Below are 13824 nucleotides of genomic sequence, written 5' to 3'. Positions count from 1 at the left end.
CGGCACTCTGCCGAGCGTCTCTCACGACGTGGAGTCCGGACGCGGTTTGGTTAATTCCCGCTACGCCCGCTATTCTTGCAGGGTTGCCCGGTGTGGTTCGGCGTACTGTCTGCTGAAGTTATTCGGAGCAACCGCCCGCACGTTAATGATCAATCATCTATCAAGGAGTTCGCGACTATGGCTGCCGTCTGCGACGTATGCGCCAAAGGGCCCGGCTTCGGTAAGTCGGTCTCGCACTCGCACCGACGGACCAACCGTCGTTGGAACCCGAACATCCAGACTGTTCATGCACAGGTTGCCCCCGGCAACAACAAGCGCATGAACGTCTGCACGTCCTGCCTCAAGGCAGGCAAGGTGGTTCGGGGCTGACTTTCGCCCACGAGACTCGACTATGGCCTCACTGCTCTCGGAGCAGTGAGGCCATAGTTGTCTTGTCGGCCATAGCAGTTCGGCAGGGATGTACTCGCGATCGCTTCTCGTCGTCAGGGCACCGTCGATGCCGACCGATGCGGCCGGATACAGTGCGATTGTGACGAACTTCGAAAGCACGAATCATGTAGAACTGGTTGACGGGGTCCTGAAGATCATCGTGTCGACCGATTCCGCGGGCACCTCACTCAGTGGCGATGCCGTGACCGAAGGGGCTGCGGCACTTCGGTCGGTGAACGCAGGTGATCTCCGCGTCGGATGCGTTCTTCTCGTCGGTACCGGTGCCAATTTCTGCGCGGGCGGCAACGTGCGAGCCTTCGCTTCAGCGGACGATCGCGGAAGCTACGTCCGCGCCGTGGCCGACGGCTTCCATGCCTTCGTCCTGGAACTGGCGGCCACGACCGTTCCCGTCGTCGCCGGTGTGCATGGATGGGCAGCAGGTGCCGGGATGAGCTTGGTATGTCACGCCGATGTCGCCATCGGCGGGCGGGCAACCAAGATGCGTCCGGCTTACCCAGGAATCGGCTTCACCCCGGATGGCGGGATGACCTGGACTTTGCCGCGCATCGTGGGCTCGGTCAGAGCGCGTGACATCCTCCTGAACGACTCGATCCTCAACGGCGAAGAAGCCGTGCGACTCGGATTACTGAGCCGGCTAGTCGGCGACGACATCATCGTGAGCGAGGCCGAGCGGTTGGCTCGAGCGTTCGCCGCAGGGCCGACGTCGGCTTACCGCGGTGCGAAAGAGTTGCTGGCGCACTCGGAGCACCGGACTCTGGCCGAGCAATTGGAGGCAGAGGCCGTGTCGATCTCCGCGGCGGCGGTAGGACCCACAGGCCGCGAGGGTGTCGATGCTTTCGTCGAGAAACGTCGACCCGATTTTTCCTGACCAGCGCACCGTCAGGGAAGCCGCCAGTCGATAGGCTCGTATCCGTCGGCGATCAGTAGCTCGTTGGTGCGACTGAAGGGCTTGGTTCCGAAGAACCCGCGCGATGCCGACAACGGTGACGGATGCACGGACTCGATGGTGGGAGTCCGTCCCAGCATGGGTTTCAGCGTTGCCGCGTCGCGACCCCACAAGATGGCGACGAGTCCCGACGGCTTCTCTGCTTCCTCGCGCGCTACCAGCGCTCGAATCGCTTGTTCGGTCACCGCTTCCCACCCTTTCTTGCGGTGCGATGCGGCGACCCCTGGTTCGACGGTGAGGACTCTGTTGAGGAGGAGAACCCCCTGGTCCGCCCATGGGGTCAGGTCTCCGCTCGATGGCGTCTGGAATCCGAGATCGTTCGAATACTCCTTGAAGATGTTGGTCAGGCTCCGCGGGACCGGGCGAACGTCGGGAGCAACCGAAAAGCTCAGCCCGACAGCGTGTCCGGGGGTCGGGTATGGATCCTGGCCGACGACGAGAACCCGAACATGCGCGAAAGGCCGTGAGAAAGCGCGTAACACGTTCTCACCGGATGGCAAATAGGTGCGGCCCTGGGCGATTTCGTCTCGAAGGAAGTCCCCCATTGCCGCGATCCGGTCCGCCACCGGTGCAAGTGCTGTGGCCCAACCGCTTTCGACGATATCGGCGAGTGGCCTACCGTTCATACGTCCAACCGCCGAAGCGAGTCACGGTAGTAGGCGGCATTCGCCGCATACATTTTCACGTTGATGTCGAGGTGACCGAGCGGAACCTCATATCCCGCGCGGACTTTCGCGGGTACCCCCAGAGCCATACGTCGCTCTGGAACTGCGAATCCGAACGGAACCACTGCTCCGGCGCCGACGATCGAACCGGCACCGATCGTCGAACCGTTGAGGACCACCGAACCGGAAGCGATCAGGCAATCGTCACCGATGATTGCGCCCTCCACGTGAGCGTTGTGGCCGAGGACGCAGTTCGCTCCGATGACAGTCGGGTGGATCGGCGTGCAGTGCACGACCGTTCCATCCTGCACATTGGTATATGCGCCGACCGAAATCGTTCCGTAGTCGCCGCGAAGTACGGCTCCGGGCCAGAGAGACGAGCCTGCGGCCAAGGTCACAGCTCCGATGACCACGGCGTCGGGATGCACGTAAGCGTCGGGGTGTATCTGCGGTTCACGGTCGCCGAGCGCGTAGATTGCCATGTCCTGCAACTTACATGTCCAACATCTTGGCCGACCTGGGTGAAGCCGCCGACGATGCCGGAGACGTCCTCGACTGTCAGGTCGAAAAACTCGACCACCCGTTCTCACCCGAGAACTTCCGACCGTCGACGGTGACCCCGGCACCCTCGCGGACCCGGCCGATCCGAATCCACCCGGCAGGGAGCGAGGCATCCATCGGGAAGGTGCCTACGAACGAGTGATCCTCTCCTCCGGTGAGTGCCCAGTCGAGCGCAGACGAACCGAGATCGTGTGCGGCGTCGACAATCTCTTCGTCCAGTGTGATCGATTCGGTGTTGAGATCGATGGCGACCGAGGATGCCTGGGCGATATGGCCGAGATCGGCGATCAACCCGTCGGACACATCCGTCAAAGATGTCGCACCATTGACCGCGGCGGAGATCCCTTGAAGGTAGTCGGGTTGCGGAGCGCGGTGGAATTCCACGAGGCTGCGATGATGTACCGATCCCGCGAGGAGCACAGCGAGACCGCCTGCCGACCACCCCAACCGTCCAGCAACGGCAACGTCGTCGCCCGGTTCCGCCCCAGACCGCAGGATCGGAGATCTCCCACCGAGGTCACCGAGCGCCGTGATCGAAATCACCAAGCTGTCGCTCTGCACGAGGTCGCCACCAACGATTCCGGCGCCTGCCCGGCTCGCCTCCCGCCACAGCCCTTCGGTCACGCCATCCGTGACCAAAAGGGGCGTGTCGGCCGGACACCCCAGAGCAACGAGAAATCCGGTGCACCGCGCTCCCATTGCAGCGATGTCCGCACCGTTCTGCGCGATCGCCTTCCGGCCGATATCGACCGGGCTGGACCAGTCCAGACGAAAGTGCCTGCCCTGCACCAACATGTCCGTGGTCACGACGACCCTGCCGTCCGGTGCGGCGACGACGGCAGCGTCGTCACCCGGACCCAGGATCGAGTCAACGGTCTGCACGCGCCCACGAGTGGCGCGGTCGATAACCGCGAATTCGCCGATCTCCGCAACGGTTCGCTGCCGGACTTCGCCACGATCTTCGTCGTCGATGATCTTCCTCCTACGAATCTGGTGCGGCGGGCTTGCCACCGACCTCTGTGGTGCCTTTCAGCTGCGGCCGAGCAGAGGCCTGATAACTTTCGACGCGCACGAGAAACCACCGCGACACTACCTCGGTGTCACGGTCGAGGATTTCGGAAGGGGCCGGTCATGGTGCAAGCATTCGTATCGGTACAGACCGAAGTCGGACGAAACTCGGCGACATCGTCGGCCGCGTTCAGAAGGTCGATGCGATCACCCGTACGCTGACCTGTCGAATGTACGACAACGACTCCTGATGACACCGAGGACGATGAATACCGACGATCGCGCGCCCGAACCCAACCCCGAGCCCGAGCCCAACAAGCGCCATCCCGCCGTGATCGCGACCGCGATCGCACTTCCCGTTGCCCTAATGGTCGGGTTCATCGTGGCTGCCGTATCGATATCCGGAACCTCGACGCGGGCACCCGAGGCTCTTGGTCCGGTCGACGCTCCTGCTGCAGACAGTGCCGACTGCAGCGCACTCGTCGATGCCTTACCAATATCACTCGGCGACTACGCGAGCGTCGATCTCGCCGATCCGGCACCGCTCGCAACCCGAGCGTGGGCGCTCGACGACGACACATCCGAGCCCGTGGTCTTGCGGTGCGGCCTGAGCCGTCCCGACGGATTCGATGTCGCAGCCCCTTTGCAGGTGATCAACGGTGTTCAGTGGTTCGAAGTCTCCGGCGCCGACTCGGGCATCGAGGCGAGCACGTGGTTCGCCGTAGATCGCCCGGTGTACGTGGCGCTGACCGTACCGAACGGGTCCGGACCCACGCCGCTGCAAGATGCCTCGACTGCTATTTCGGACTCACTCGCGCAGTCGCCTCTCGATCCGGCCCCACTTCGGTAGGTAATCGACTTATCTCAACCCGGTACCGCGCGCGAGTGCGGTCTGGATGAGGGTGTCGATCAGCGTCCCATAGTCGACGCCGGTCGCATTCCACATCTTCGGGAACATCGAAATCGAGGTGAATCCCGGCATCGTGTTGATCTCGTTGATCACCGCTCCTTCGTCTGTGACGAAGAAGTCGACGCGGGCCAGGCCTTGGCAGTCCAAGGCACGGAATGCGCCGACTGCTGCAGAGCGGATGGATTCGCTGATGTCCTCGGTCAGAAGTGCCGGAACGTCGAATTCACACACGTTGTCGAGGTACTTGCTGTCGAAGTCGTAGAACGTGTGATCGTCGGCTGCCGCGTCGGGCATTCTGATCTCGGCCACGACGCTCGCTCGGATGGATCCATCCGGAAACTCGAGGACTCCGCACTCGACTTCACGTCCGTGAATTGCGGCCTCCACGATCACCTTCGGATCATGTCGGCGAGCCTCTGCCACCGCAGCCGGAAGCTGGTCCCATCCGACGATTCTCGTGATACCGATCGACGATCCGCCACGCGCCGGCTTGACGAACGCAGGCAGGCCCAACGATTCCTGTTGGTCGGTCGTCAGTGCGTCGGTGCCTCGCCTGAGCACGATCTGCTTGCCGACCGGCAGCCCCTCCGATGCCAGTAGCTTCTTGGTGAACTCTTTGTCCATGCCGGCGGCACTGGCGAACACTCCAGGCCCGACGTAGGGAATGGTGGCGAGCTCGAGGAGTCCCTGTAGCGTGCCGTCCTCGCCGTACGGGCCGTGCAGAATGGGAAACACGACATCCACCGACGCCAAAATCTTTCCCGCGTCCTCCTCACCGAGACCGATGATGGCACCGCGCCGGGTGGGGTCTGCTGTCAACGCCAGAGCCGTACCGTTCTTGTCCACCGACGGCAGGGACCGTCCGCGAATGGCAAGTTCGTCGACGTCGGTGGCACCGAGAACCCATGCACCATCGGTGGTGATACCGATGGGAATCACGTCGTATCGTTCACGGTCGATGTTGTCGAGCACACTACCTGCGGATACGCAGGAAACGGCGTGCTCGTTGCTCCGACCACCGAAGATCAGGGCGACTCTGGTACGAGGATTGCTCACGGCGAAACCGTACCGTCACCCCGAAGAGGGGCCTCGACGTGGCCCGCCGACGCTACTCGGGCTTGATCCGACGGCCGAGCAGATGATCCACTGCATCAGGGACCGACAGTCCGCTGTGGCACACGCGGTGCACCGCGTCGGTCAACGGCATCTCGACGTCGTAACTCTCCGCCAGAGCCCGCACCGAAGTGCAGGACTTGACGCCTTCGGCGACCTGACCGTGCGCTGCCGCCTGGGCACTCTCCATCGACCCACCGACGCCCAACCGTTCTCCAAAGGATCGATTTCGTGACAGCGACGACGAACAGGTCGCCACCAGATCACCGACGCCTGCCAAGCCTGCAAGGGTTGCAGGTTTCGCCCCGAGCGCCGAGCCGAGCCTGATGATCTCGGCGAGACCGCGAGTCATGATCGAGGCGAGCGTGTTTTCGCCGTACCCGACTCCGCTGGCCATGCCGCACGCCAACGCGATCACATTTTTGCACGCTCCACCAATTTCGACCCCGATGACGTCCGAATTCGTGTACGGCCTGAAATACCCAGTTGCACAGGACTTTTGAACCTCCAGAGCACGCCTGGAGTCCGAGCATGCAATAACGGTGGCAGCCGGTTGCCCCTCGGCGATCGGTCGAGCGAGATTCGGGCCGGACAACGCTGCGATTCGACTCGGATCGGCTCCGGTCACCTGGCTGATGACCTGACTCATACGTAGCAGTGTCCCGGTCTCGATCCCCTTGGCGAGGCTGAGCAAAGTTGCGTCGGCCGGAATCGAGTCGGCCCACACGGCGAGGTTGTCCCGAAGCGACTGTGACGGTACGGCGAGAACGACGATGTCCGCACCGTCCAGTGCTCGGCCTGGATCACTCGTGGCCGAGATCGAGGATGGCAGTGTGATTCCCGCCAGATAGTCCGTGTTCTCGTGACTATCGTTGATCGACTCGGCCAATTCCGGACGCCTGGCCCACATCGTGACGTCGGTGCCTGCGTCCGCGAGCACCTTCGCGAATGCGGTTCCCCACGATCCAGAACCGAGTACCGCTGCTTTGGTCATCGAACGCCACCTTCTTTGATCGCCAAGAAATCATGTGGACCACGCCGGACCACAGTATCTGTCCGAGGCGTTGCCGAGGCCGAACTCCACTGATACTCGAGTCGCTGACAGAATGGACCGTCATGGGAAGAGCGCACGTGGTGATTGCCGTCAGGGACCTGGTTACCGCCAAGTCTCGGTTGGCCGACTCGTTCACCGCTGCCGATCGTGCACGGCTCGTCGTGGCGATGCTTCGCGATACGGTCGAGGCCGCTCGGGCCGTCGAGTCGGTCGTCGGGATCACGGTGGTGACTCCCGATCCTGCGGTCGCAGAGATTGCCGAAAGCATGCTTGCGCGCGTTGCGCGGGAGCCGTCGAGCATTCCGTTCGAGGACTCCTCGACACGGCTCAACTCTGCGTTCTCCACTACTGCGTCGGCAATCCGAGCGCAGGATGGACTCGACATCGTCGCACTCCAAGCCGATCTACCCGCCCTGCGCAGCGAGGAATTGGCGCAGGCGTATGCACGTGCTCGACCCGATGGCCGCTCCATAGTCAGCGACCATCATGGGACCGGTACAGCGGCGTTGATCCTGAAGGGCACTACGGGTCGTTTCGACCCACTGTTCGGCCCGGCATCGGCACAACGTCATCAAGATTCCGGCGCACTCGACCTCGACGGCCACTGGCCAGGACTGCGTCTGGACGTCGATACGATCACCGACGTTCGGCTCGCTTTCGAACTCGGTGTGGGTCGCGCAACGACGGAAGTGTTGCACTCGCTCGGCTGGTGACCTATCGCCGACGAAGTAGACCCGGACAATTCACCGATCCGAGTTTCACAGTCCACCCGAATGGGGGATGATCGGACGGTGAGCAACAGTGAAGGACCAGCCGCCTCCGCCGGATCGTCAGAGTCCGACGGCAGCACCGACACAGTGCAGTCGAGTGCACCGCCTACGAACCCGAAGCCAGGAAATCCCACATCGCTTCCCGCGACTACTGCGCTCGATTCTCTGGACGCCGCGGATGCACTGCCCGAGAACCGGTACCTGAACCGGGAATTGAGCTGGCTCGACTTCAACTCTCGAGTTCTGGCGCTCGCGGAGGATTCATCGCTCCCACTTCTGGAGCGGGCGAAGTTCCTCGCCATCTTCGCGTCCAATTTGGACGAGTTCTACATGGTGCGTGTGGCAGGCCTGAAGCGGCGCGACGAGACAGGGTTGTCGGTTCGCTCTGCGGACGGTCTCACACCGCGTGAGCAGTTGGCTCTGATCGGTGAGCGCACTCAACAACTCGCACACCGCCATGCTCGCGTCCTCCTCGACGCCATCCTCCCGGAACTGACTTCCGAGGGCATTGCGATCATCCGCTGGTCGGATCTCGATGCGGACGAGAGGCAGCGACTGTCCGGATATTTCCACGAACAAGTGTTTCCGGTCCTCACACCGCTCGCGGTCGACCCGGCCCACCCGTTCCCCTACATCAGCGGATTGAGCCTCAATCTTGCTGTAACAGTGAAGGATTACGCCACCGCGGGTGAGCACTTCGCACGCGTCAAGGTTCCGGACAATGTCGATCGTTTCGTCCGAGTCCGACGCGGCGACGGCAGCCATCGCATCGATGCGTTTCTGTCGATGGAGGAAGTAATCTCCGCACATCTCGATGTGCTGTTCCCTGGCATGGACGTGGTGGAAAGCCACGCCTTCCGCATCACTCGCAACGCCGACTTCGAGGTAGAGGAAGATCGCGACGAGGATCTCCTCCAAGCACTGGAGCGCGAACTCGCGCGTCGCAGATTCGGCTCTCCGGTTCGACTCGAGATCGCAGACGACATGACCGAGCACATGCTCGAATTGCTGCTGCGCGAGTTGGACGTCGACCCTGGTGACGTGATCCAGGTTCCAGGCTTGCTGGACCTCTCGTGCCTGTGGCAGGTGTACGGCGTGGACCGGCCGAACCTCAAGGACGCGCCGTTCGTCCCTGCAACGCATCCGGCGTTCGGGGAACGTGAAACACCCAAGAGCGTCTTCTCCACCCTTCGCGACGGGGATGTACTGGTACATCACCCATACGATTCTTTCTCCACCAGCGTCCAGCGCTTCATCGAGCAAGCTGCGGCCGACCCTCAGGTTCTCGCCATCAAGCAAACTTTGTATCGAACATCCGGTGACTCCCCCATCGTCAACGCTCTCGTCGATGCCGCAGGTGCGGGCAAGCAGGTGGTGGCACTCGTGGAGATCAAGGCGCGATTCGACGAGCAAGCCAACATCGAATGGGCGCGCAAGCTCGAAAAGGCAGGGGTCCATGTCGTATACGGACTCGTAGGACTGAAAACGCACTGCAAGACGTGCTTGGTGGTTCGCCGCGAAGGCTCTGTGATCCGACGGTACTGCCACATCGGAACCGGCAATTACAACCCGAAGACCGCTCGAATCTACGAGGACGTGGGCTTGCTGACCTCCTCGCCGGAGATCGGCGCCGATCTCACGGATCTGTTCAACTCTTTGACCGGGTACTCGCGAAAGACCAGTTATCGCAACCTCCTCGTAGCTCCATACGGAGTGCGCAGGGGCATCGTGGAACGTATCGAAGGCGAGATCGAACGCAAGCTGGCAGGCGGTGAGGCCGGAATTCGGCTCAAGGCCAACGCCCTCGTCGACGAGCAAGTCATCGATGCCCTCTACCGCGCATCAGCGGCGGGTGTCTCGGTTCAGGTCGTCGTACGCGGAATCTGCGCACTGAAGCCGGGCGTACCCGGTCTGAGTGAGAACATCGAAGTACGTTCCATTCTCGGTCGATTCCTCGAGCATTCTCGCGTACTCAATTTTCGGGGTGCCGATGAGTTCTGGATTGGAAGTGCAGACATGATGCACCGAAATCTCGACCGTCGCGTCGAAGTCATGGCGCAGGTGAAGGATCCACGTCTCACTCATCAGCTGGACGAAATTTTCGAGTCTGCCCTCGATCCGACGACTCGTTGCTGGGAACTGCGCGCGGACGGTGGCTGGGCTGCGTCCCCCGCCCATGGCGAGAAGGTCCGCGAACACCAACAGGAATTGATGCGTAGTCGTCGAAGCCAGGCTTCGTAATGGCAAGCCGCAGCACGCCACTGCCTGCCAACATTTTTGCCGCCGGCGCGGTTCTGTGGCAGAAACCTCAGGGCGTGAACGGGGAGATCAGCATCGCACTGGTTCACCGGCCGAAGTATGACGACTGGTCTTTTCCGAAAGGAAAGATCGATCCTGGAGAGACTGCGGTAGTGGCGGCCGTCCGAGAAGTCGAGGAGGAGACCGGGTTCGCCGCACGCTTCGGTCGATACCTGTCCAAGGTCACGTATCCCGTTCCCGGGCATAGACGGATAAAGAAGGTCGACTACTGGACGGCAGAAGCGTACGACGGCAAGTTCGAACCGAACGACGAAGTCGATGAGCTCCGCTGGGTCTCACCGATCGAGGCATCGGAGGAGTTGTCGTACCCGATGGATCGGAAGATTCTCCGTAGATTTCTCGAGAAGCCGCCCGATACCGACACCGTCCTTCTCGTCAGACATGGGCGTGCCGGGCGACGTTCGCGATACAAGGGCGACGACACGTTGCGGCCGCTGGACAAGGTCGGACAATCGCAGGCCGACGCGCTGGTGGCTCAGCTACTGGCATTCGGAGCTGATGGCGTCCACTCCGCCGACAGGCGCCGTTGTGTTCAAACAGTGCAACCTTTGGCCGATCGGCTCGGTGAAGAGATCATGTTGGAGCCGCTGCTATCCGAGGAGGGCTATTGGGCGAATCCCGCTGGTGCGCGCGCCCGTGCACGGGCGATCGCCTCGGCGGGTGGTGTCCGAGCGGTGTGCAGCCAGGGGAAAGTCATCCCGGATCTGTTGCAGTCGTGGGCCGATGAGGACGGCGTGAAACTCCCGCCGAACCGGAATCGCAAGGGCAGCGTCTGGGTACTCTCACTCCACGATGGTCGGTTGATTGCCGCAGACCACCTTGCCAGCCCATTGCCGGTGATTCCGGCCGAGGACTGAACCTGTCGATCTTCACACACGAAAACAGGGCCCCGGCAGACGCTGCCTGGGGCCCTGTTTTCTGTCCGTTCGTCGACTACTGAATCGAGAACTACTTACGAGCTGCGCGCTTTGCCGGGGCCTTCTTTGCCGCCGTCTTCTTCGCTGCAGCCTTGGCCGGAGCCTTCTTCGCAGCAGTGGGCGTAGCCTTCTTCGCTGCAGTCTTGGCCGGAGCCTTCTTCGCAGCAGCAGTGGTCGTGGCCTTCTTGGCCGGCGCCTTTGCAGGAGCCTTCTTTGCCACTGTCTTACGTGCCGCCGTCTTGGCGGGAGCTGCCTTCTTCGCGACGGTCTTGGCGGGAGCTGCCTTCTTTGCGACGGTCTTGACCGGTGCAGCCTTCTTGGCCGCGGCTGTGGTCTTGCGTGCTGTGGTCTTGACTGCGGCCTTCTTGGCGGCCGTCTTCTTCGCTGCAGCAGTCTTCTTCGCTGGCGACGAAGCGGATCCACGCTTTACTGCGGGTCCGGTTGCGGGAAGCTTCTGTCCGCCGGCGATCACTGCTTTGAACTGAGCACCCGGACGGAATGCGGGGACGTTGGTCGGCTTGACGCGAACCGTCTCGCCGGTGCGCGGGTTGCGGGCGACACGCGCCGCACGACGACGCTGCTCGAAGACGCCGAAACCAGTGATGGTTACGCTCTCGCCGCGATGGACCGCACGCACAATGGTGTCGACGATGTTCTCGACAGCCTCTGTGGCGCTCCGCCTATCCGACCCCAACTTCTCGGTCAGGGCGTCAATCAGCTCTGCCTTGTTCATGGAATTCCTCCGCAATATTGTGGTCCATCGTCGGACCGACTACTACAACGGTAAACCCCAAGTCGTCAAGAGTCTATGCGCCACGCCATTTCTCATCAGGTTTCGCGGAATGTGACAGGGCCGCAAAGCGTGTCGGAGCCCTCCCGCGTCACCCTTCGAGAGGTTCCTCGATACGTGCCGGAAGTGTCGCAGGTTTCCATGAAGGCCTTGACTTTTCGTACTCGGAGATGGCCTCTACCTGGCGTAATGTCAGTCCGATGTCGTCCAGACCTTCCAGTAGGCGCCATCTCGTGTAGTCGTCAATGGCAAAGCGCACCACCAGTGTTCCGGCCGTTATGATCTTCGATTCGAGATCGACAAGAATTTCCAGACCGGGCTGTTCCTCGAGAGCTTTCCAGATCAATTCGACGTCGCTCTGCTCGACTTCCGCCGCGAGAAGCCCCGCCTTTCCGGAGTTCCCACGAAAGATGTCGGCGAAACGAGATGCGATCACGACCCGAAATCCGAAGTCCGATAGCGCCCACACTGCATGCTCGCGGGAAGATCCGGTCCCGAAGTCGGGGCCGGCAACCAGGACCGAGCCTCGGTCGTAGGGACTCACATTGAGAATGAAATCCGGGTCGTTACGCCATGCTGCGAAGAGTCCGTCTTCGAAACCGGTGCGCGTCACCCGCTTCAGGTACTCCGCAGGAATGATTTGGTCGGTGTCGACATTCGAACGGCGCAGAGGCACGCCGATTCCTTGGTGGCGGATAAAGGCTTCCATCGAAAAATCTCCTACGTTTGACGAACGATCAGGCGGCTTGGGTAAACGAACTAATCAAGATCGGCCGGGGACGACAGCGTCCCCCTGACCGCGGTGGCAGCCGCGACCAATGGCGAGACAAGGTGCGTACGGCTGCCTTTGCCTTGCCGACCCTCGAAATTTCGATTGGACGTCGACGCCGATCGCTCCCCTACGGCCAATTGATCGGGGTTCATGCCCAGGCACATCGAGCATCCGGCTTGGCGCCACTCGGCTCCTGCGGCAGTGAAGATATCGCCGAGACCTTCTTTTTCGGCCTGGGCGCGAACTCGCATCGATCCGGGCACCACGAGCATGCGCACCCCCTTCGCCACCGTCCGTCCTTCCAGGACTCCCGCGACGGCACGCAGATCTTCGATGCGTCCGTTCGTGCACGAACCGACGAACACTGTGTCGATCGACACCTCTCGAAGTGGCGTCCCCGCTTCGAGACCCATATACGCCAATGCCTTCTCGGCCGAGAGCTTTTCTCCCTCGTCGGTCATGTCGGCCGGGTTCGGCACCCGATCCGCCAGTGGCGCACCCTGACCGGGGTTCGTGCCCCACGTGACGAACGGAGTGAGACTGGAAGCATCGATGTGGACTTCATTGTCGAAGACTGCGTCTGCGTCCGTTGCGAGTTCCTCCCACGCCGAAACAGCGGCGTCCCAGTCGCTTCCCTGTGGGGCATGCGGCCGGCCCTTGATGTACTCGTACGTGATCTCGTCGGGCGCGATCATGCCGGCACGCGCACCTGCCTCGATCGACATGTTGCAGATGGTCATTCGAGCTTCCATCGAAAGCTTGCGAATGGCTTCGCCACGGTATTCGAGTATGTATCCCTGCCCGCCACCCGTTCCGATCTTGGCGATGACGGCCAGAATCAAATCCTTGCTCGTCACCCCGGGCGCCAATTCTCCGTCCACGGTTATGGCCATAGTCTTGAACGGCCGCAGCGACAGAGTCTGCGTGGCCATCACATGTTCGACCTCGCTGGTGCCGATTCCCATCGCGATCGCCCCGAATGCACCGTGGGTAGAGGTATGACTGTCTCCGCAGACAACTGTCATACCCGGCTGCGTCAGACCGAGTTGAGGTCCGATGATGTGCACGATTCCTTGATCGAGATCGCCCATGGGGTACAGGCGAACTCCGAATTCTTCGCAGTTCCTCCGAAGAGTGTCGACCTGGGTACGCGAGACGAGATCCGCGATCGGCGCAAAGATATCGGCCGTCGGGACGTTGTGGTCCTCGGTTGCGATGGTGAGATCCGGCCGACGCAGCGGGCGGTCGGCCAGGCGGAGACCGTCGAACGCTTGCGGACTCGTCACCTCGTGAACGAGGTGGAGATCGATGAAGATGAGATCGGGTTCCCGGGAGCCCCCTTCACCGCCGCCTCGAACGACGACGTGCTGATCCCATACCTTCTCTGCCAGAGTGCGTGCTGTGCCGGCCATCAATGCCACCAACCTTTTTCTGATGTGTGTCGCGCCGGTGGACTACGGGCTGGCCCACGTCGCGCTATCGCACCGACATTACGTATCTCCCGCCGTGGGCGAGCACATTCCCAAATGTGCATTCCCACGATGCGAGA

The 13824-nt window shown here is 61.9% G+C and carries 14 protein-coding genes; 6 read left to right on the top strand and 8 right to left on the bottom strand.

Annotated features, from left to right (window positions below; genetic code table 11):
• Positions 1-177: 177 nt before the first annotated feature.
• Positions 178-369 carry a 50S ribosomal protein L28 gene (gene rpmB, locus O1W68_RS10925; protein ID WP_084348574.1) on the top strand — a complete coding sequence of 64 codons (192 nt, stop codon included), beginning with the start codon at positions 178-180 and terminating at the stop codon, positions 367-369.
• A gap of 127 nt (positions 370-496) precedes the next feature.
• Complete coding sequence (locus O1W68_RS10920; RefSeq protein ID WP_442972343.1) at positions 497-1318, top strand: enoyl-CoA hydratase/isomerase family protein; 822 nt, start codon at positions 497-499, stop codon at positions 1316-1318.
• 11 nt (positions 1319-1329) lie between these two features.
• Here O1W68_RS10920 and O1W68_RS10915 read toward each other — a convergent pair whose 3' ends face one another.
• The 3 genes from O1W68_RS10915 to O1W68_RS10905 all read right to left on the bottom strand — a co-directional run bounded on the left by O1W68_RS10915 (position 1330) and on the right by O1W68_RS10905 (position 3633).
• On the bottom strand, positions 1330-2022 hold the full coding sequence (locus O1W68_RS10915) for a uracil-DNA glycosylase (RefSeq protein ID WP_269303460.1): 693 nt from the start codon (positions 2020-2022) through the stop codon (positions 1330-1332).
• Positions 2019-2543 carry a gamma carbonic anhydrase family protein gene (locus O1W68_RS10910; protein ID WP_269303459.1) on the bottom strand — a complete coding sequence of 175 codons (525 nt, stop codon included), beginning with the start codon at positions 2541-2543 and terminating at the stop codon, positions 2019-2021. Before O1W68_RS10910 ends, O1W68_RS10915 begins: the two co-directional genes overlap by 4 nt.
• 76 nt (positions 2544-2619) lie before the next feature.
• The gene (locus O1W68_RS10905) at positions 2620-3633 is read right to left on the bottom strand and encodes a thiamine-phosphate kinase (RefSeq protein ID WP_442972325.1); all 1014 of its coding nucleotides are present in this window, start codon (positions 3631-3633) and stop codon (positions 2620-2622) included.
• 247 nt (positions 3634-3880) lie between these two features.
• Between O1W68_RS10905 and O1W68_RS10900 the strand changes: the two genes are divergently transcribed.
• Complete coding sequence (locus O1W68_RS10900) at positions 3881-4480, top strand: DUF3515 domain-containing protein (protein WP_442972324.1); 600 nt, start codon at positions 3881-3883, stop codon at positions 4478-4480.
• Positions 4481-4489: 9 nt separating this feature from the next.
• Here the strand turns inward: O1W68_RS10900 and O1W68_RS10895 are convergent, their stop codons facing one another.
• Positions 4490-5596 (bottom strand): D-alanine--D-alanine ligase family protein, encoded by a 1107-nt coding sequence (locus O1W68_RS10895; protein ID WP_269303457.1) that lies wholly within the window; start codon positions 5594-5596, stop codon positions 4490-4492.
• Between the two features lie 52 nt (positions 5597-5648).
• Positions 5649-6647: an NAD(P)H-dependent glycerol-3-phosphate dehydrogenase gene (locus O1W68_RS10890; RefSeq protein ID WP_269303456.1), complete on the bottom strand. Its 999-nt coding sequence runs from the start codon at positions 6645-6647 to the stop codon at positions 5649-5651.
• Between the two features lie 122 nt (positions 6648-6769).
• Here O1W68_RS10890 and cofC point away from each other — a divergent pair, with 122 nt between their 5' ends.
• Genes cofC through O1W68_RS10875 form a run of 3 tightly spaced genes read left to right on the top strand, consistent with a single transcriptional unit; the run spans position 6770 to position 10653 of the window.
• Positions 6770-7420 carry a 2-phospho-L-lactate guanylyltransferase gene (cofC, locus tag O1W68_RS10885; protein WP_269303453.1) on the top strand — a complete coding sequence of 217 codons (651 nt, stop codon included), beginning with the start codon at positions 6770-6772 and terminating at the stop codon, positions 7418-7420.
• Positions 7421-7480: 60 nt separating this feature from the next.
• Positions 7481-9718, top strand: a complete 2238-nt coding sequence (locus O1W68_RS10880; RefSeq protein ID WP_269303452.1) for an RNA degradosome polyphosphate kinase — start codon at positions 7481-7483, stop codon at positions 9716-9718.
• A complete protein-coding gene (locus O1W68_RS10875) occupies positions 9718-10653 on the top strand; it encodes a bifunctional NUDIX hydrolase/histidine phosphatase family protein (RefSeq protein ID WP_269303451.1) in 936 nt (311 codons plus the stop codon). Before O1W68_RS10880 ends, O1W68_RS10875 begins: the two co-directional genes overlap by 1 nt.
• Before the next feature lie 91 nt (positions 10654-10744).
• On the opposite strand, the gene O1W68_RS10870 is transcribed toward O1W68_RS10875, so the two are convergent.
• The 3 genes from O1W68_RS10870 to leuC all read right to left on the bottom strand — a co-directional run bounded on the left by O1W68_RS10870 (position 10745) and on the right by leuC (position 13687).
• On the bottom strand, positions 10745-11446 hold the full coding sequence (locus tag O1W68_RS10870) for an HU family DNA-binding protein (RefSeq protein WP_269303449.1): 702 nt from the start codon (positions 11444-11446) through the stop codon (positions 10745-10747).
• Between the two features lie 148 nt (positions 11447-11594).
• On the bottom strand, positions 11595-12212 hold the full coding sequence (leuD, locus tag O1W68_RS10865; protein ID WP_269303447.1) for a 3-isopropylmalate dehydratase small subunit: 618 nt from the start codon (positions 12210-12212) through the stop codon (positions 11595-11597).
• A 50-nt stretch (positions 12213-12262) separates the two neighbouring features.
• A complete protein-coding gene (leuC, locus tag O1W68_RS10860) occupies positions 12263-13687 on the bottom strand; it encodes a 3-isopropylmalate dehydratase large subunit (protein ID WP_136169323.1) in 1425 nt (474 codons plus the stop codon).
• Between the last annotated feature and the right edge of the window lie 137 nt (positions 13688-13824).

This window comes from Rhodococcus sp. H36-A4, assembly GCF_027158005.1.
In the GTDB taxonomy this organism is placed as follows: Bacteria; Actinomycetota; Actinomycetes; order Mycobacteriales; family Mycobacteriaceae; genus Rhodococcoides.
This window is presented reverse-complemented; position numbering and strand designations above follow the sequence as displayed.